Origin of the sequence: Pseudomonas entomophila, assembly GCF_029478665.1 — a bacterium.
Classification (GTDB): domain Bacteria; phylum Pseudomonadota; class Gammaproteobacteria; order Pseudomonadales; family Pseudomonadaceae; genus Aquipseudomonas; species Aquipseudomonas entomophila_F.
The window spans coordinates 1-16,029 of record NZ_JARPQB010000071.1 but is presented as its reverse complement, the minus strand read 5'-3'; the positions used below and the strand labels follow the sequence as shown (position 1 = coordinate 16,029).

The window sequence follows — 16,029 nt, the reverse complement described above, 5'->3', positions numbered from 1 at the left end:
GCCCGAGCCTGGCCCGGCCCCCTCGCCCCGCCCTTTGTTCCTGCCGATCGCCGAGTTCGAGGTGAACCTGCTCGACCCGGCACCGGAACCCTTCGACGCACCCACCCTCGCCAAACAGCAGAACGAACTGGAGTTCGATACCCACTGGGCGCGCCCGGTGGTCCTCAACAACGTTCGCGTGCAGGCCTGATTGCCACTGCCTTAACGGCGAAACAGTTCGTTGAGTTCGGCGAATGGCAAGGCCTGCTCACCATAGGCAAACGTACCCTGTTCGCGGATTTCCTGCGCCGCTCGCTGGAATGCGCCCAATGCGGCGCGCGCCAGTGACGAACCCACGCTGATGCGCCGCACGCCCAGGTCCTGCAACTGGTTCACGCTCAGCCCCACACCCGGCACGCCCATCAGCACATTCACCGGCTTCGGCGCCACCGCCTGGACCACCGCACGGATTTCATCGACGCTGCGCAGGCCAGGTGCGTACAACACATCGGCACCGGCTTCGGCATAGGCCTGCAGACGCTTGATGGTGTCGTCCAGGTCCAGACGCCCATGCAGCAGGTTTTCGGCGCGGGCACAGAGGGTAAAGGGGAACGACAGACTGCGTGCGGCCTGCACGGCGGCGCGCACCCGGGCGATGGAAAGCTCGAAATCGTAGATGGGCACATCGCTCCGGCCACTGGCATCTTCGATCGAGCCGCCAACCAAGCCCACCTCAGCGGCGCGCAGAATAGCCTCGGCACATTCCTCGGGCAGGTCGGCGAAGCCATTCTCCAGGTCCGCCGCCACTGGCAAAGGCGTGGCGTCGACAATCGACTGGGCGTTGGCGAGGGTTTCATCGAGGGTCAGGGCACCTTCCGCATCCGGTCGCCCCAGGCTGAATGCCAGGCCCGCACTGGTACTGGCCAATGCCTCGAAGCCCAGGCTCGCCAGCAGCTTGGCGGAGCCGGCATCCCACGGGTTGGGGATGACGAACGCGCCCTCACGCTCATGCAGCGCCTTGAAGGCCTCGGCTCGTAGGGTTTGCACATCCATGGTTCAACCTCCGGCAAATCAACAGTGTGGTCAGAGTAGCCCTAGTTGTTCGACCTCTGGAGCGCGTGGCAATTCCGGCAACCCGGCCAACCCGGGCAAGCGCGCCATCAGGCGCTGATGGAAGTGCCGGGCCAGGGCGGCGGCCAGGCGGTTGTCCGAGGTATGCAAGAACATGTACGGGCTACGCCCCTCCTCGATCCAGGCCGCGACCTTGTCGACCCAAGGGGTGAGGAAAGTTTCATTGGCGGCCAGCTCAGGGTGGCCGATGAAGCGCACCTGCGGGTGTTGGCTGAAGGCGCAAGGGCGCGGTGGCACCTTGGGTTTCTTGGCCTGGGCATGCAGCACAGCGGGATCACGCGAGACGCAACTGAACAGGGCGCGCGGGTCCAGGCAGATACGCTCGACGCCCCGCTCATGCAGCAGCCGGTTGAGCAGGCGCTCCTCCTCGCCCCGGGCGAAGAACGCATCGTTGCGCACCTCCACCGCCACCGGCACGCCGACTTCGTCGAGAAAATGGGCCAGTTCGCCCATGCGCGCCGGCCCGAACTGCGCGGGCAACTGCAGCCAGTAAGGCGATACCCGCTCACCCAGCGGTGCCATCAAACGGGTGAAATCAATTGCCGAATCGAGCTGGGCACGCAGATCGCCGCCATGGCTGACGTCGCCGGGAAACTTGGCGGTAAAGCGAAAGCCGGGCGGCATGACCTGGGCCCAGCGCTCCACGGTGGCGGGTGCAGGACGGGCATAGAAGGTGGTGTTGCCTTCGACGGCATTGAACACTTGGCTGTACAGGCCGAGAAATTCAGTGGGGCGGGAATCAGTGGGGTACAGGTAGTCGCGCCAGGCGTTTTCGCTCCAGGACGGACAACCGAGGTAGTAAGGGAGGGGTGATGGTGTCATCCATCAAATGTACAGGTCCAGCCCCAGCACTTCCATCTCCCAATCGGTGAAGCCCGCGGTGGTCAGGTAGCTGGCCAGGGCGGTGGAAGTGCGCCGGTCGCGGGCACGGGGGAAGATCAGGTCCTGCTGGCGGGCTGGCAGGTTGCTGCCACGGCTTTTGCTACGGGCCACCTGGACCTCGACTTCGTCGATGATCTCGGCATCGGCTTCGTCGACGGCTTCGTCACGCACCGACGCCTTGCGCGGTGCGCGCTTGATGGGGTAGCTCTGCGAGGAAAAGCCGTCGATACGCATGGACTGGGCACTCGGAATCAATGATGGCAATTTAGCAGCATCAGGGATCCATCGCTAATGCCCGAACTGATAACTGGACCACAGTTCGCGCAAAAGGTTTTATCTCGAACGGCGATAGCCGACGAAATGCCTCAGCGCGCCTTGGGCGTAGCTACATTATCGCGCAGGTATACCGGTTGCGCCTGCTCGGCGGCGACAGCCTCGCCTCGGTTCCAGGCATAAGCTGCCAGGCTGAGGATATCCAGGGCGTTGGGCAACGCAGCCGCATCGCTGGCACTGACCTGCGCCGCCAGACGCTCGGCGTAGCCCCAGCCGGTACCGGCACCGAACCACTCGCCGCTTAATCCGGCAGGCAATACAACACGCTCCGGTGGCAATACCATTTCCTGGCCGACCAGGCGCATCTCGCCCTGCTGCGCCTGGTAGCAACCCCAGTACACCTCGTCCATGCGCGCATCGATGGCCGCCGCCACCTGCTGCACGCCACGCTCGCGCAACGCGCCCTGGGCCAACGCAGCCAGGTTCGATACCGGCAACACCGGACGCTCCAGGGCGAAGGCCAGCCCCTGGACCACGCCGATGGCGATGCGCACGCCGGTGAAAGCGCCTGGCCCGCGACCAAAAGCGATGGCATCGACAGCGTTCAACGCCACACCGGCATCGGCCAGCAACTGCTTGATCATGGGCAGCAGCTTCTGCGCATGCATGCGCGGGATGACCTCGTAATGACTGGTTACCTTGCCATCATGCAGCAGGGCGACGGAACAGGCTTCGGTGGCGGTATCCAGGGCCAGCAGGGTGGTCATCGAACGCGGTATCCAGGCGACAGGGGGAAAAAGAGCGGCAGTATAAACGACAACGGCCCGCAAGCGGGCCGTCGTGACGCACGGTGTTGGATCAGCTCAGAGCGGCCAGCACCTTGGCAGTGATCGACTCGACCGAACCGACACCTTCGATATGGCTGTACTTCGGCTTGCCGGCGTTCGCGGCCGACAGCTTCTGGTAGAAGTCCACCAGCGGCTTGGTCTGGCTGTGGTAGACCGACAGGCGATGACGCACGGTTTCTTCCCGGTCGTCGTCACGCTGGATCAGCTCTTCACCGGTGACATCGTCCTTGCCTTCGACTTTCGGCGGGTTGTAGACGATGTGGTAGGTGCGGCCCGAAGCCAGGTGCACACGGCGGCCGGCCATACGGCCGACGATTTCTTCGTCGTCCACGGCGATCTCGACCACGGCGTCGATGTCGACACCGGCGGCGACCATGGCTTCAGCTTGCGGGATGGTGCGCGGGAAGCCGTCGAACAGGCAGCCTTTGGCGCAGTCCGCCTGGGCGATGCGCTCCTTGACCAGGCTGATGATCAGCTCGTCGGAGACCAGCTGGCCGGCATCCATGACTTTCTTGAGCTCCAGGCCAAGCGGGGTACCGGCCTTGACGGCGGCACGCAGCATGTCACCGGTGGAGATCTGTGGAATACCGAACTTCTCGGTGATGAACTTTGCCTGAGTACCTTTACCGGCCCCGGGAGCTCCCAGCAGAATTACGCGCATCTTGTGCTCCTCATATTTTTCTATGCAAATCAACGGATTCGGCGCACAAGGCCAACTCCGGAAAATCGGACGAGACCGCAAAATCGGTCAAAAGGCTGCTCAAGATACACAGCGCCCGCCCCCCCGACAAGCGTCCCAAAGTGGCAGGAACGCGCCAATCGCGGCCCGCCGGGGGGCTGGTTGCGCCCAGCGCAACCAGCCATCCCTGCCCTGCCTGACAGCGGCAGGTACAGTACGCGCGCGAACCTCCAGGGCAATTCAGCCGGTGTTGCGCAAACCGGCGGCAATACCGGCCACGGTGACCAGCAAGGCCTGCTCCAGCGGGCTGTCCAGAGCGGCTTCGCGGCTGCGAGAACGGGCCAGCAGCTCGGCCTGCAAGCGGTGCAACGGGTCCAGGTAGGTGTTGCGCAGGCGGATGAATTCCAGGGTTTCGGGGCTGTGCGCCAGTAGCACCTGCTGCCCGGTCAAGCCCAGCACCACCTGGCACGACTGCGACAATAGGTCGCGCAGGTGCACGCCCAACGGTAGCAGTTGCGGTTGCACCAGACGTTCGTCGTAGGCTTCGGCGATCTGCGCGTCGGCCTTGGCCAGGACCATCTCGAGCATATCGATGCGGGTGCGGAAGAACGGCCACTGCTCGCGCATCTGCGCCAGCAGGTCGGCCTGCCCCCGCGCCAGTGCATTGTTCAATGCAGTCTCCCAACCCAACCAGGCCGGCAGCATCAGCCGGGTCTGGGTCCAGCCGAAGATCCACGGGATCGCCCGCAAGCTCTCGATCCCTCCGGCGCGACGCTTGGCCGGGCGGCTGCCCAGCGGCAGGCGCCCGAGTTCCTGCTCCGGAGTGGACTGGCGGAAGTACTCGACGAAGTCCGGGTTGTCCCGCACCACGCCACGGTAAGCCTTCACGCCGTCGGCGGCCAGTTGGTCCATCAGTGCGCGCCAGGCGGGCTCAGGCGGTGGCGGCGGCAGCAAGGTCGCCTCCAGCACGGCGGCGAGGTACAGGTTGAGGTTCTGTTCGGCGATGCCCGGGAGGCCGAACTTGAAGCGGATCATCTCGCCCTGCTCGGTGGTGCGGAAACGGCCTCCTACCGAGCCTGGCGGCTGCGACAGGATCGCCGCGTGGGCCGGGCCACCGCCGCGCCCCACCGTGCCACCACGGCCATGGAACAGCAGCAGCTCGACCTGGTGCTCGCGGCAGATACGCACCAGGTTCTCCTGGGCACGATACTGGGCCCACGCAGCCGCCGTGGTGCCGGCATCCTTGGCCGAGTCGGAGTAGCCGATCATCACTTCCTGCGGGCCGTGCAACCCCGCGCGATAGCCCGGCAACCCCAGCAAGCGCTCCATCACCGGCCCGGCGTTGTCCAGGTCGGCCAGGGTCTCGAACAGTGGCACCACGCGCATCGGCCGGGTCAGCCCGGCTTCCTTGAGCAGCAACTGAACCGCCAGCACATCTGAAGCGGCGCCGGCCATGGAAATCACATAAGAGCCCAGCGAAGCGGCCGGCGCGGCCGCGATCTCACGACAGGTGGCCAGTACCTCGGCCGTCTCGGCAGCCGGCTTGAAGTGCGCCGGCAGTAATGGCCGGCGGTTCTTCAGCTCGTGCTGGAGGAACTCGATGCGGCGCTCTTCGTCCCAGTCGGTGTACCGTCCAAGGCCCAGGTAATCGGTGATTTCAGACAGCGCGTCGCGGTGCCGGGCGGCGTCCTGACGAACATCCAGGCGTACCAGGAACAAGCCGAAGGTCACCGCCCGCCGCAAACAGTCGAGCAACGGGCCATCGGCGATCACGCCCATGCCGCAGGCGTGCAGCGACTGGTAGCACAACTCCAGCGATGCGATCAGGTCGCGGTTGTCCACCAACACCGCGGCACTGGCAGGCTGCGTACCCGCCAGCGAGGCATGGGCCCAGGCGCGAGTGGCACGCAGACGGTCGCGCAGTTGCTTGAGCAGCGCGCGGTAGGGTTCGGCACTGTCGCCGACCTGCTCGCGCAGGGCGTCGCTGGCCTGCTGCATCGAGAGCTCGGCGGCCAGGTAGTCGATATCGCGCAGGAACAGGTCGGCCGCCATCCAGCGCGCCAATAGCAGGACTTCCCGGGTGACGGCAGCCGTCACGTTGGGGTTGCCGTCACGGTCGCCGCCCATCCACGAGGCGAAACGCACCGGCGCCGACTCCAGCGGCAGGCGCAGGCCGGTGGCCTCGAACAGCGCCTTGTCGACCTTGCGCAGGTGATTGGGCACCGCTTGCCACAAGGAGTGCTCGATCACCGCGAAGCCCCATTTGGCTTCATCCACCGGCGTGGGCCGGGTGCGCCGGATCTCTTCGGTGTGCCAGGCCTCGGCGATCAGCCGGCGCAGGCGCTCGCGCACTTGCTGGCGTTCAGCGGGAATCAGGTCGCGGTGATCCTGCGCAGCCAACTGCCCGGCGATGGCGTCGTACTTCTGGATCAGCGTGCGACGCGCCACTTCGGTCGGGTGGGCCGTTAACACCAGCTGGATGTCGAGCTTGGCCAACTGCCGGGCCAGGGCGTCGTTGCCGTGGCCGGCCGCTTTCAACCGCGCCAGCAGCTCAGGGAGTACGCGGGCCTCGAACGGTTCCGGCTGGTGGGCGTCGCGACGATGGATCAACTGGTACTGTTCGGCGATGTTGGCCAGGTTGAGGAACTGGTTGAACGCCCGCGCCACCGGCAGCAGGTCTTCTTCGGCCAGGTCACCAAGGGTGGAACTGAGCTGCTCGCCCTCCCCGCGCCGGTCGGCCTTGGCGCTGTGGCGGATGTCCTCGATCTTCTGCAGGAACGCCTCGCCATGCTGCTGGCGAATGGTCTCGCCGAGCAGTTCCCCCAACAGATGCACATCCTCACGCAGGCGCTGATCGATATCGCTCATCGGGCTTCTCCACTCCAGGAAACAGCAGGTCCCAAGAGTGCCTATGGCAAGCCTCGGCTGGCAAGCCGCGAACCATCAAAGCAACTAAAGTGAAGGAAGGTCATCCGAAGCAATGCCCCTTTCAAGGCTTTGACAGAGGTCATCATGAAAATCCGCGAACTCGCCCAGCACTGGGAACAGAATGCCGCCGGACGCCTGAGCCCCACCGGCCATGTCCTGCACCTGGACATGGAAGCCGAAGCGCGCCTGGCCGCGCTGATCGAGATGTACCCCAAGCGCAGCCCCGAGGAACTGCTGGGCGAACTGGTTGCCGCGGCACTCGAGGAACTGGAGGCCAGCTTTCCCTACATCAAGGGCCAGCAAGTGATCGCCACCGATGAGGAAGGTGATCCGTTGTATGAGGATATCGGCCCGACCCCACGCTTCCTGGCCCTGTCCAGGCGCCATCTGCAAGCCCTCGGCAGCCTGGAAAAGAACAAGCGCCACTGACCTCCCCTTTTCGACCGAGGCCCTGCCCAAGGGCCTCGGATACCCCTCCTACAGCCGAAAAGTTCCAGCCTTTTCGCGCTGACTGATTAGTCAGAAAAAAATATCGTTAGCGTGCGAATTTTTCTGAACCTTTGAAAAAACACCTCGGTCACAGCCAATAGCCATCACGGCCAAACCTTGTGGACACAGACGTTGCCGCGCTCGTCTTGGCACAGGGAAACAGCGGTGGCCCCTTTGCGGACATCGTCGTTAACAGGAGTGACCCCATGGAGTTGACCATCATGAAGACCCGCATCGCACCCCCCACCTCCACCCACCTGCGCGGGCTCAAGCTGGCCGCCCTGGCGCTGGGTAGCAGCCTGGTGCTGGCCGGTTGCGCCGGCAATCCGCCCTCCGAGCAATACGCCGTGACCCAATCGGCGGTCAATTCGGCGGTGAGCGCCGGCGGCACCGAGTTCGCGGCGGTGGAAATGAAAGCAGCCCAGGACAAGTTCAAGCAGGCCGAGATCGCCATGCACGACAAACAGTACGACCAGGCCAAACTGCTGGCCGAGCAAGCCGAGTGGGACGCCCGCGTCGCCGAGCGCAAGGCCCAGGCGGCCAAGGCCCAGAAAGCCCTGCAGGATGCTCGCCAGGGTGTCCGCGACGTGCGTGAGGAAGGCCTGCGCAGCGCTGAATGAGCCTGCCGGCCACTGACCCCCTCTTGAAGATCAAAGGATGAACACTATGCGCAACTACGTCATGATTCCCGCCCTGCTGGCCCTGAGCGTAGGCCTGGCCGCCTGCTCCCACGACCCGAACGCCAACCTCGAGTCGGCCCGCACCAATTTCTCCGCGCTGCAGAGCGATCCGCAGTCGAGCAAGGTCGCCGCGCTCGAGACCAAGGACGCCCAGGACTGGCTGAACAAGGCCGACAAGGCCTACATGGAGCGTGAGAACGAGAAGAAGGTCGACCAGCTCGCCTACCTCACCAACCAGCGTGTCGAAGTGGCCAAGCAGACCATCGCCCTGCGCACCGCCGAAGCCGAGCTGAAAAATGCCTCGGCCCAGCGCGCCCAGGCCAAGCTCGATGCCCGCGACGCGCAGATCAAGAAGCTGCAGGACAGCCTGAACGCCAAGCAGACCGACCGCGGCACCCTGGTGACCTTCGGTGACGTGCTGTTCGACTTCAACAAGGCCAACCTCAAGGGCAGCGCCTACCCGAACATCACCAAGCTGGCGCAGTTCCTCCAGGAGAACCCGGAGCGCAAGGTGATCATCGAGGGCTACACCGACAGCGTCGGCTCGGCCAACTACAACCAGACCCTGTCGGAACGTCGCGCCAACAGCGTGCGCATGGCGCTGGTGCGGGCGGGCGTGGACCCGGCGCGCATCGTTGCCCAGGGCTATGGCAAGGAGTATCCGGTGGCGGACAACACCAGCAACTCCGGGCGCGCGCAGAACCGTCGGGTGGAGGTGACCATCTCCAACGACAACCAGCCGGTGGCGCCGCGTACGGTGAGCCAGATTCAGTAACGGCTGATGCTTGAGTGAGGAACCCCGCCTTTAATGGCGGGGTTTTTCGTGCTGGCGCTCAAATCATGGTGTGTCGCGAAGTGCTAGGCGACAGGCTTGCAGCGCACTCCAGATTGAGCGCCGCCTTCGCGGCGCATCGCGGATGAATCCGCTCCTACACCTTTTGCAACATGCCCGCCCGATTGGCCCTACGCGATGTTTCGGCTGCCTGTAGGAGCGGATTCATCCGCGATGCGCCGCAAAGGCGGCGCTCGATCTCGCCGGCGCTACACCTCTGCGACCACACGCCCGACTCACTGCACCTGCTGCGGCGTCTCCTGCCCCATGCAGCGCACCGCGCGTTTGCGGTTGTCCACCAGCACGCCGGTCAGCCCCTTCTGCTGGGTGTCGAACAGCACCAGCACGCCATCCACGCATTGCGCCACCTGCGGCGCCGGGTCCAGCGACACCTTGTAGTCCTCGCCCGGGATGGTCTTGAGCATGGTGAAGTCTTGCAGCAACAAGGCGTCCTGTGGCTTGGCGAAATGCAGGTAGCCGTAGTACCAGAGGGTTCCCACCGTCACGATGATGCTGCCGATGCCGGTCAGGATCAGCGGGATGGCGTTGCGTTCTTCACTCATTGCGCGTTCTTCTCGTCAGGGTAATTGGGAACTTCGGCCAGGCGGCGCAGGCCGTTGAAATGCGTGGGGTCATCCAGGAAACGCAGCATCACCTGGCGCCAGGTCGGGTCGGCGAAGGTCTGCACATGGTCGCCGCGGGTCAGTTGCAACACGCGAGGCGGCGGTGCATGCCGGTACAGGCGCAGGCCATTCTCCAGCGGAACGAGGTGATCATCGATGCTGTGAAAGAACAGCTTTGGCGGGCTGCCCAGGCGCTCGATCGAGTTGATCGCGCTGTCGCCGTCGGGCACCAGCCAGGACAGCGGCACCTGCAACGGCCAGGTCATCCACGAAGTACTGAGGGCATAACGCCCCACCGCGCGGTAACTGGCGGGTACGCCATCGAACACCAGGGCGCTGAAGCGCCGGCGCTGCTCGGGGTGCTGCGCCAGGTAGTGGATGGCCATGGCGCCGCCCAGGCTCTGGCCCAGCAGCACCAGGGGCTTGCCCTGCACCTGCGGTGCCTTGTCGAGCCAGGCCAGCGCCGCCTCGATATCGCCATATACCGCCGGAAGGGTTGCCTTGCCCTGGGACAGCCCATAACCACGGTAATCGAGCATCAGCACTTGATACCCTTCCTTCGGCAACCAATAGCTACCTCCGAGGTGCATGGCGAGATTGCCGCCATTTCCATGCAGGTGCAGCACGGTGCCCTTGACCTCGACACCCTCCTTCGCCGGCAGCCACCAGGCGTGCAGGCGCGTGCCATCTGCAGCGGTAATCGTCAGGTCCTGGTATTGCAGGCGGGCCTTTTCCGGGGTGAACGGCTGGCCGGGCTCGGGGTAGAACAGCAGGCTGCTGCAGCCGCCCAACAGCAGCAGCCCGAGGCCGACAGCGAGGTGACGGCAGGCGTCAGAGAATGTTCGCGTAGTCGGCTTCAATGCGGTCCAGGCTCAGGTGGTTGAGGAAGTTGGAGAAACACATCCATGCCGACAGCGCGTTGAGGTCGCGGAACTGCTCCGGCAGGTACTTGGGCGGCTCCACCAGGCCTTCCTCGACCAGCTGGCGCAGGGTACGCATGTCTTCCAGGGTGGTCTTGCCGCAGAACAGCAACGGGATCTGCTCCAGCTTGCCCTTCTTCACGGCCAACTGAATGTAGTTGTAAACCATGATGAAGCCCTTGAGGTAGGACAAGTCCTTGGTGAATGGCAGCCCATTGGGCACCGAACCACGGAACACCCGGCTGGCATTGCTGTAGCTCTGGCCCATCTCGAAACCCTGGCCACGGAAGAACTCGTAGACCTGCATGAAGTCGGCGCCCTCCTCGACCATGTGAATGGCGCGGGTGCGGTTGGTCAGCTTGCGCAGGCGGCTGGGGTAGGAGGCGAAGGCGATCACCTCCATGAGAATGGCCAGGCCTTCCTGGGTCACCGTGGACGAGGGCGGGCCCTTGGCCAGGAAGGTGCAGATCGGCTGGTTCAGGCCGTTGAGGGTGGTGCCGACATGCACCAGGCCCTCGTGCACTTCGAGCGCACGCACGTCACGGCTGTTGAACATGGCGTCGGCGCGCACCTTGATGTAGTCGGCGCCGGCCGCGGCATCGGCAACGATGCCGTCGGACTCGAACACGCGGATGGTTTCCTCCGCCTCGCCGAACACCTTGTTCAGGCGGCGCTGGAGGATTTCCACGGCCTCCTTCGCGGTGAGGTTCTTCGGCTCGTCCTTCAGGTCGCCACGGCCATCGATATTGTTGAGGTAGTCCGAGAGCATCAGCCCCAGGTCGGCAAGCGTCGGGTCGCCGGCATGGAACGCGTCTGAGGCGGCACCGTAGAGCTCCTGGGAGATCAGCCCGAAGTCCTCGGTACCGCGCGCTTCGAGCATGCGCACGACCATGCGGTACTCCTTGCACATGCGCCGCATGATCTGCCCGACCGGGTTGAACTGGCCAAGCTGGCGAGTGATATCGCGCTCGATGTTCTGGAACTCGGCCTTCACCGCGCTGGAGTCGAACGACAACGGGCGGTTCTGGTAGTACGCGCGGTCCACCGCCGGAGGCTCCTTGCCCTTGGCCTTGAGAAAGCCCTGGCGGATGCCGTCGTCCCACTTCACCGCGTCGAGCACGCGGATGGGGGTCTGCGCGGTGACGATGCGATCGGACAGTGCGCGTATGGTCTGCTGGTAATCGTCCACCGGGGACTCCTTGAATCGGATTGCCCTGCAATCAGTCGGGCCTTGTTCGCCGGCAAGCCGGCTCCTAGCGGAACAGTGACCTTGTCGGCGAACAGCCCATGCTATTTAGCCACGCGCTCAAAGCGCGCCACTTCGACGAACAGGTCGGAGTTGGCCGGGTCGTCCAGATAGGCCAGGACCCGCTCCGACGGGCTGTCGATCAGCACGCCAGGGCCGTTGTCCTCCGGTACCTCGGTGCTGCGCCCGCTCAGTTCCTTCTTGTCCACCGCCTGCTGCACCTGCTCGACATCGAGGTTGTAGAGCACCAGCTGCTTGCCATCGACCACCTCGAAACCGCCGATCAGGAACCGGCCACCCAAGTGCTTGGGCACGCCCGCCGACAGGTACCAGCGGTTGCCGTGACGGGCCACGGTGAAGGCGTACTCCTCGGGCGGCTTGCCCTGGGCACGTGCCACGGCCTTGTAGGTGTTGCCACCCGCACGGCTGATACTCAGCTTCAGCGGCTTGCCCCAGGCATCCCTGCTGCTCCACTGGCCCAGCAGGGCCTTGGGCGCAGCCTGGTTGCTCGGAAGCGGTTCGTCGAAGGTCACCAGACAACCGCCCAGCAGGAGGAATGACACCGTCAACAACACCACACGCCAGGCTTTCATCCGCTTCTCCTTGGAAATTCGTGCGCCGCTCAGGCCGATGCCAGCACCATCTGCAGGTATCGGACAAGGATAGCGAGCATCTGCTCATCGGCCGGCGCATCCGCAGGCTTGAGCAGGCCCTGATATTCCATCTGCTCGATTATCGCCGTCAACATCTGGGCGTCCTGCTCGGGTTGGCGCGAGCCGACCACCTGGAGAATCTGCCGCGCGCCATGCAGCAGGATCTGCTCGTGGGCCTGCACCAGTTCCGCCAGCCGTGGGCACAGCAGCGCCTCCTGGCGGAAGGCCTGCTCGGCCATGAGGAAGTCGCGGCGGTTGTTGAGCTGGCGCAGGACGTAGTCGGCCAGCATGCGCGCCACTTCGTCGGCCAGATGCGCCCGGGCCTCGGGCGTGCCGTCGCCCTGGGCCAGCAACTGGCGCAGCACGCCTTCGGTGTTGGCCCACAGCTTGGCCATGTAGGCCGCGCTGCGCTCGACGTACTGGGCGAAGGTGTCGGCCAGCAGGTCCTGGATATCCTTGAAATAGTAAGTGGTGGCCGACAGCGGCACGCCGGCCTCGGCGGCCACGGCGCGGTGGCGCACGCCACGCACGCCATCGCGCACGACGATGCGCATGGCGGCGTCGAGAATTTGCTGGCGGCGCTGCTCGCTGCCCTGGCGGGCGGTCTTGCGGCCTTGGTACTGCACGCTTTCGGCGACGGCGGTGGCGATGCCGGCGGCGCCCTGGTGGGGCATGGCGGGGGTCACGGGGCGGTACCTCATAGTTCGAGTCATCTGCTGCCTGTGCCGGCCCTATCGCGGCTGAAGCCGCTCCTACAGGACAGCGGATACCTGTGGGAGCGGCTTCAGCCGCGATAGGGCCAGTACAAACAACATAAAGCTTCAGGCAAGAAAAAGCCGCCTCGAAAGGCGGCTTGTTCACATCGCTCAGGCCTGTGGACGCATGTGCGGGAACAGGATCACGTCGCGGATCGACGGCGAGTTGGTCAGCAGCATCACCAAACGGTCGATACCAATGCCTTCACCGGCAGTCGGCGGCATGCCGTATTCCAGCGCACGGACGAAGTCGGCGTCGTAGTGCATGGCCTCGTCGTCGCCGGCGTCTTTCTCGGCGACCTGGGCGAGGAAACGCTCGGCCTGGTCTTCGGCGTCATTGAGCTCGGAGTAGGCGTTGGCGATCTCGCGGCCACCGATGAACAGCTCGAAGCGGTCGGTCACGGCCGGGTTTTCGTCGTTGCGACGGGCCAGCGGCGAGACTTCGAACGGGTACTCGGTGATGAAGTGCGGCTGCTCCAGCTTGTGCTCGACCAGCTCTTCGAAAATCATCACCTGCAGCTTGCCCAGGCCTTCATGGCCCAGCACCTTGGCGCCGGCCTTCTTGGCGATCTCGCGGGCACGGTCGACGTCCTGCAGGTCGGCGGCGGTGAGCTCCGGGTTGTACTTGAGGATGGAGTCGAACACCGACAGGCGCACGAACGGCTCGCCGAAGTGGAACACCTTGTCGCCGTACGGTACGTCGGTGCTGCCCAGCACCAGCTGCGCCAGCTCGCGGAACAGTTCCTCGGTGAGGTCCATGTTGTCGCGGTAGTCGGCGTAGGCCTGGTAGAACTCGAGCATGGTGAACTCGGGGTTGTGCCGGGTCGAGACGCCTTCGTTGCGGAAGTTGCGGTTGATCTCGAACACTTTTTCAAAACCACCAACAACGAGCCGCTTGAGGTAGAGCTCAGGCGCGATGCGCAGGAACATGGCCATGTCCAGCGCGTTGTGGTGGGTTTCGAACGGCTTGGCCGCGGCGCCGCCCGGAATGGTCTGCAGCATCGGGGTTTCGACTTCGAGGAAGTCGCGCTCGATGAGGAACTTGCGGATATGCGAGATCACCTGCGAACGCACGCGGAAGGTGTGGCGGGTTTCCTCGTTGACCATCAGGTCGACGTAGCGCTGGCGGTAGCGCTGTTCAGTATCGGTCAGGCCGTGGTGCTTGTCCGGCAGCGGGCGCAGCGACTTGGTCAGCAGGCGCACGTTGGTCATCTCGACGTACAGGTCGCCCTTGCCGGAACGGGCCAGGGTGCCTTCGGCGCTGATGATGTCGCCCAGGTCCCAGGTCTTGACCGCCGCGAGGGTGTCTTCCGACAGGGTCTTGCGGTTGACGTAGACCTGGATGCGGCCAGTCATGTCCTGGATGACCATGAACGAGCCACGGTTGAGCATGATGCGACCGGCGACCTTGACCGGGATGGCGGCTGCTTCCAGCTCTTCCTTGGTCTTGTCCGCGTACTGTTTCTGCAGGTCGTTGCAGTAGCTGTCGCGGCGGAAGTCGTTGGGGAAGGCATTGCCTTTCGTGCGCTCGGCGGCAAGTTTTTCCTTGCGCAGGGCGATCAGGGCGTTTTCTTCCTGTTGCAGGTCTTGCGCTTCGGTCTTGAGGTCGCTCATGTCGTCATTCTTTCCATCAGGTGTTCGTTGCCCCTGTCGGGCAGGGCACGCGATACGGGCCGACGGCCTCGTATCGCGGCGGTGGTGTGCGGATTACAGCCCCTGCTTGAGGCTCGCTTCGAGATACTGGTCGAGGTCGCCGTCCAGGACCTTCTGGCAGTCGCTGCGCTCGACGCCGGTACGCAGGTCCTTGATGCGCGAGTCATCAAGTACGTACGAGCGGATCTGGTGGCCCCAGCCGATGTCCGACTTGCTGTCTTCCAGTGCCTGCGAGGCGGCGTTGCGCTTCTGCATTTCCAACTCGTACAACTTGGCCCGCAGCATTTTCATGGCGGTATCTTTGTTGGCGTGCTGGGAGCGCTCGTTCTGGCAGGCCACCACGGTGTTGGTGGGCACGTGGGTGATACGGACCGCCGAGTCGGTGGTGTTCACGTGCTGACCACCGGCGCCGGAGGAGCGGTAGGTGTCGATACGCAGGTCGGACGGGTTGATCTCGATCTCGACCTTGTCGTCGATCTCGGGCGAGACGAATACCGCCGAGAACGAGGTGTGGCGACGGGCGCCGGAGTCGAACGGGCTCTTGCGCACCAGGCGGTGCACGCCGATCTCGGTGCGCAGCCAGCCGAAGGCGTACTCGCCCTTGATGTGCACGGTGGCGCCCTTGATGCCGGCAACCTCGCCTTCGGAGAGTTCGATGATGGTGGCATCGAAGCCGCGCTTGTCGGCCCAGCGCAGGTACATGCGCAGCAGGATGTTGGCCCAGTCCTGGGCTTCTGTGCCGCCGGAGCCGGCCTGGATGTCGAGATAGGCGTTGTTCATGTCCATCTCGCCGCTGAACATGCGACGGAACTCGAGCTGGGCCAGTTTCTCTTCCAGGCCTTCCAGCTCGGTCACGACGTCGCCGACGGCGCCTTCGTCATTTTCCTCGACGGCCATGTCGAGCAGGTCCTGGCAGTCGGCCAGGCCACCGGACAGTTTGTCCAGGGTTTCGACCACCTGCGCCAGCATGGCGCGCTCGCGGCCCAAGGCCTGGGCGTACTCGGGCTTGTTCCAGACAGCGGCGTCTTCCAGCTCGCGGTTTACTTCGACCAGACGATCATGTTTGTGATCGTAGTCAAAGATACCCCCGAATGGACTGGGAACGCTCGGTGAGGTCCTTGATGGTGTTCAGGATCGGTTGGATTTCCATGGGCGGGCAGCTCTCGTGCGAATTCTGTGAAAAGCCCGCGAGTATAACCGAGTCCGCGGGCGGGCGGCAGACCCGCCGGGCGGTATACCGGGAATCCTCCAGCGCCTTAATAAGCAGGTCCCAGACTTTGGCTTTGGCTTTGGCTTTGGCTTTGGCTTTGGCTTTGGCTTTGGCTTTGGCTTTGGCTTTGGCTTTGGCTTTGGCTTTGGCTTTGGCTTTGGCGATCAGGAGGTTAGCCGCACAGTCAGCTAGCGACAGCTGCGCCCGTCCAGGCGCCGCCCGTAACTTCGCGACTTCAGGAGGCTGAG

17 protein-coding genes and 1 pseudogene are annotated in these 16,029 nt (G+C 64.4%); 4 read left to right on the top strand and 14 right to left on the bottom strand.

Translation table 11 applies throughout. The annotated features are described in order from the left end of the window. Positions 1–190, top strand: a pseudogene (locus P5705_RS24775) (energy transducer TonB); the annotation flags it as partial. An 11-nt stretch (positions 191–201) separates the two neighbouring features. Here the strand turns inward: P5705_RS24775 and P5705_RS24770 are convergent. From P5705_RS24770 to ppc, 6 genes are all read right to left on the bottom strand, one after another. After that, a complete protein-coding gene (locus P5705_RS24770; RefSeq protein WP_277463510.1) occupies positions 202–1,032 on the bottom strand; it encodes an isocitrate lyase/PEP mutase family protein in 831 nt (276 codons plus the stop codon). A 30-nt stretch (positions 1,033–1,062) separates the two neighbouring features. Beyond that, on the bottom strand, positions 1,063–1,932 hold the full coding sequence (locus P5705_RS24765; RefSeq protein ID WP_277463509.1) for a DUF72 domain-containing protein: 870 nt from the start codon (positions 1,930–1,932) through the stop codon (positions 1,063–1,065). A gap of 3 nt (positions 1,933–1,935) precedes the next feature. Next, complete coding sequence (locus P5705_RS24760) at positions 1,936–2,226, bottom strand: hypothetical protein (protein ID WP_011532576.1); 291 nt, start codon at positions 2,224–2,226, stop codon at positions 1,936–1,938. A 131-nt stretch (positions 2,227–2,357) separates the two neighbouring features. Then, positions 2,358–3,032 (bottom strand): tRNA (adenosine(37)-N6)-threonylcarbamoyltransferase complex dimerization subunit type 1 TsaB, encoded by a 675-nt coding sequence (gene tsaB, locus P5705_RS24755; protein WP_277463508.1) that lies wholly within the window; start codon positions 3,030–3,032, stop codon positions 2,358–2,360. 91 nt (positions 3,033–3,123) lie between these two features. Further along, the gene (gene adk / locus P5705_RS24750) at positions 3,124–3,774 is read right to left on the bottom strand and encodes an adenylate kinase (protein ID WP_277463507.1); all 651 of its coding nucleotides are present in this window, start codon (positions 3,772–3,774) and stop codon (positions 3,124–3,126) included. Between the two features lie 258 nt (positions 3,775–4,032). Further along, complete coding sequence (gene ppc / locus P5705_RS24745; protein WP_277463506.1) at positions 4,033–6,660, bottom strand: phosphoenolpyruvate carboxylase; 2,628 nt, start codon at positions 6,658–6,660, stop codon at positions 4,033–4,035. A 144-nt stretch (positions 6,661–6,804) separates the two neighbouring features. Between ppc and P5705_RS24740 the strand changes: the two genes are divergently transcribed. The 3 genes from P5705_RS24740 (at position 6,805) to P5705_RS24730 (ending at position 8,664) form a co-directional block, all read left to right on the top strand. After that, complete coding sequence (locus tag P5705_RS24740) at positions 6,805–7,149, top strand: hypothetical protein (protein ID WP_011532572.1); 345 nt, start codon at positions 6,805–6,807, stop codon at positions 7,147–7,149. A gap of 266 nt (positions 7,150–7,415) precedes the next feature. Beyond that, the gene (locus P5705_RS24735; protein WP_277463505.1) at positions 7,416–7,829 is read left to right on the top strand and encodes a DUF4398 domain-containing protein; all 414 of its coding nucleotides are present in this window, start codon (positions 7,416–7,418) and stop codon (positions 7,827–7,829) included. 46 nt (positions 7,830–7,875) lie between these two features. After that, the gene (locus P5705_RS24730; protein WP_277463504.1) at positions 7,876–8,664 is read left to right on the top strand and encodes an OmpA family protein; all 789 of its coding nucleotides are present in this window, start codon (positions 7,876–7,878) and stop codon (positions 8,662–8,664) included. A gap of 293 nt (positions 8,665–8,957) precedes the next feature. Here P5705_RS24730 and P5705_RS24725 read toward each other — a convergent pair whose 3' ends face one another. The 8 genes from P5705_RS24725 to P5705_RS24690 form a co-directional block, all read right to left on the bottom strand. Further along, entirely contained in the window at positions 8,958–9,284 is a 327-nt protein-coding gene (locus P5705_RS24725) for a hypothetical protein (protein WP_011532569.1), read from the bottom strand. Then, a complete protein-coding gene (locus P5705_RS24720; protein ID WP_277463503.1) occupies positions 9,281–10,204 on the bottom strand; it encodes an alpha/beta hydrolase in 924 nt (307 codons plus the stop codon). The genes P5705_RS24725 and P5705_RS24720 overlap by 4 nt, the downstream gene beginning before the upstream one ends. Then, the gene (locus P5705_RS24715; protein ID WP_240064745.1) at positions 10,176–11,453 is read right to left on the bottom strand and encodes a flavohemoglobin expression-modulating QEGLA motif protein; all 1,278 of its coding nucleotides are present in this window, start codon (positions 11,451–11,453) and stop codon (positions 10,176–10,178) included. The genes P5705_RS24720 and P5705_RS24715 overlap by 29 nt, the downstream gene beginning before the upstream one ends. Positions 11,454–11,554: 101 nt before the next feature. Further along, a complete protein-coding gene (locus tag P5705_RS24710; protein ID WP_277463502.1) occupies positions 11,555–12,103 on the bottom strand; it encodes a hypothetical protein in 549 nt (182 codons plus the stop codon). A 29-nt stretch (positions 12,104–12,132) separates the two neighbouring features. Beyond that, entirely contained in the window at positions 12,133–12,837 is a 705-nt protein-coding gene (locus tag P5705_RS24705) for a TetR/AcrR family transcriptional regulator (protein ID WP_277463511.1), read from the bottom strand. A gap of 192 nt (positions 12,838–13,029) precedes the next feature. Beyond that, positions 13,030–14,532 carry a lysine--tRNA ligase gene (lysS, locus tag P5705_RS24700; RefSeq protein ID WP_277463501.1) on the bottom strand — a complete coding sequence of 501 codons (1,503 nt, stop codon included), beginning with the start codon at positions 14,530–14,532 and terminating at the stop codon, positions 13,030–13,032. Between the two features lie 93 nt (positions 14,533–14,625). After that, positions 14,626–15,721 (bottom strand): peptide chain release factor 2 gene (prfB, locus tag P5705_RS24695; RefSeq protein WP_011532563.1). Its coding sequence is split into 2 segments (ribosomal slippage): positions 14,626–15,648 and positions 15,650–15,721, totalling 1,095 coding nucleotides; the frame shifts between segments, so codons are not numbered across the junction. Then, on the bottom strand, positions 15,647–16,029 hold a 383-nt coding region (locus P5705_RS24690), incomplete at its 5' end, for a hypothetical protein (protein ID WP_277463512.1). The genes P5705_RS24690 and prfB, both read right to left, overlap by 75 nt.

Bases quoted from the DNA above. Each gene is read 5' to 3' on its own strand.
- P5705_RS24770 (WP_277463510.1), bottom strand. From the start codon at position 1,032: ATGGATGTGCAAACCCTACGAGCCGAGGCCTTCAAGGCGCTGCATGAG.
- P5705_RS24765 (WP_277463509.1), bottom strand. From the start codon at position 1,932: ATGACACCATCACCCCTCCCTTACTACCTCGGTTGTCCGTCCTGGAGC.
- P5705_RS24760 (WP_011532576.1), bottom strand. From the start codon at position 2,226: ATGCGTATCGACGGCTTTTCCTCGCAGAGCTACCCCATCAAGCGCGCA.
- tsaB (WP_277463508.1), bottom strand. From the start codon at position 3,032: ATGACCACCCTGCTGGCCCTGGATACCGCCACCGAAGCCTGTTCCGTC.
- adk (WP_277463507.1), bottom strand. From the start codon at position 3,774: ATGCGCGTAATTCTGCTGGGAGCTCCCGGGGCCGGTAAAGGTACTCAG.
- ppc (WP_277463506.1), bottom strand. From the start codon at position 6,660: ATGAGCGATATCGATCAGCGCCTGCGTGAGGATGTGCATCTGTTGGGG.
- P5705_RS24740 (WP_011532572.1), top strand. From the start codon at position 6,805: ATGAAAATCCGCGAACTCGCCCAGCACTGGGAACAGAATGCCGCCGGA.
- P5705_RS24735 (WP_277463505.1), top strand. From the start codon at position 7,416: ATGGAGTTGACCATCATGAAGACCCGCATCGCACCCCCCACCTCCACC.
- P5705_RS24730 (WP_277463504.1), top strand. From the start codon at position 7,876: ATGCGCAACTACGTCATGATTCCCGCCCTGCTGGCCCTGAGCGTAGGC.
- P5705_RS24725 (WP_011532569.1), bottom strand. From the start codon at position 9,284: ATGAGTGAAGAACGCAACGCCATCCCGCTGATCCTGACCGGCATCGGC.
- P5705_RS24710 (WP_277463502.1), bottom strand. From the start codon at position 12,103: ATGAAAGCCTGGCGTGTGGTGTTGTTGACGGTGTCATTCCTCCTGCTG.
- P5705_RS24705 (WP_277463511.1), bottom strand. From the start codon at position 12,837: ATGCCCCACCAGGGCGCCGCCGGCATCGCCACCGCCGTCGCCGAAAGC.
- lysS (WP_277463501.1), bottom strand. From the start codon at position 14,532: ATGAGCGACCTCAAGACCGAAGCGCAAGACCTGCAACAGGAAGAAAAC.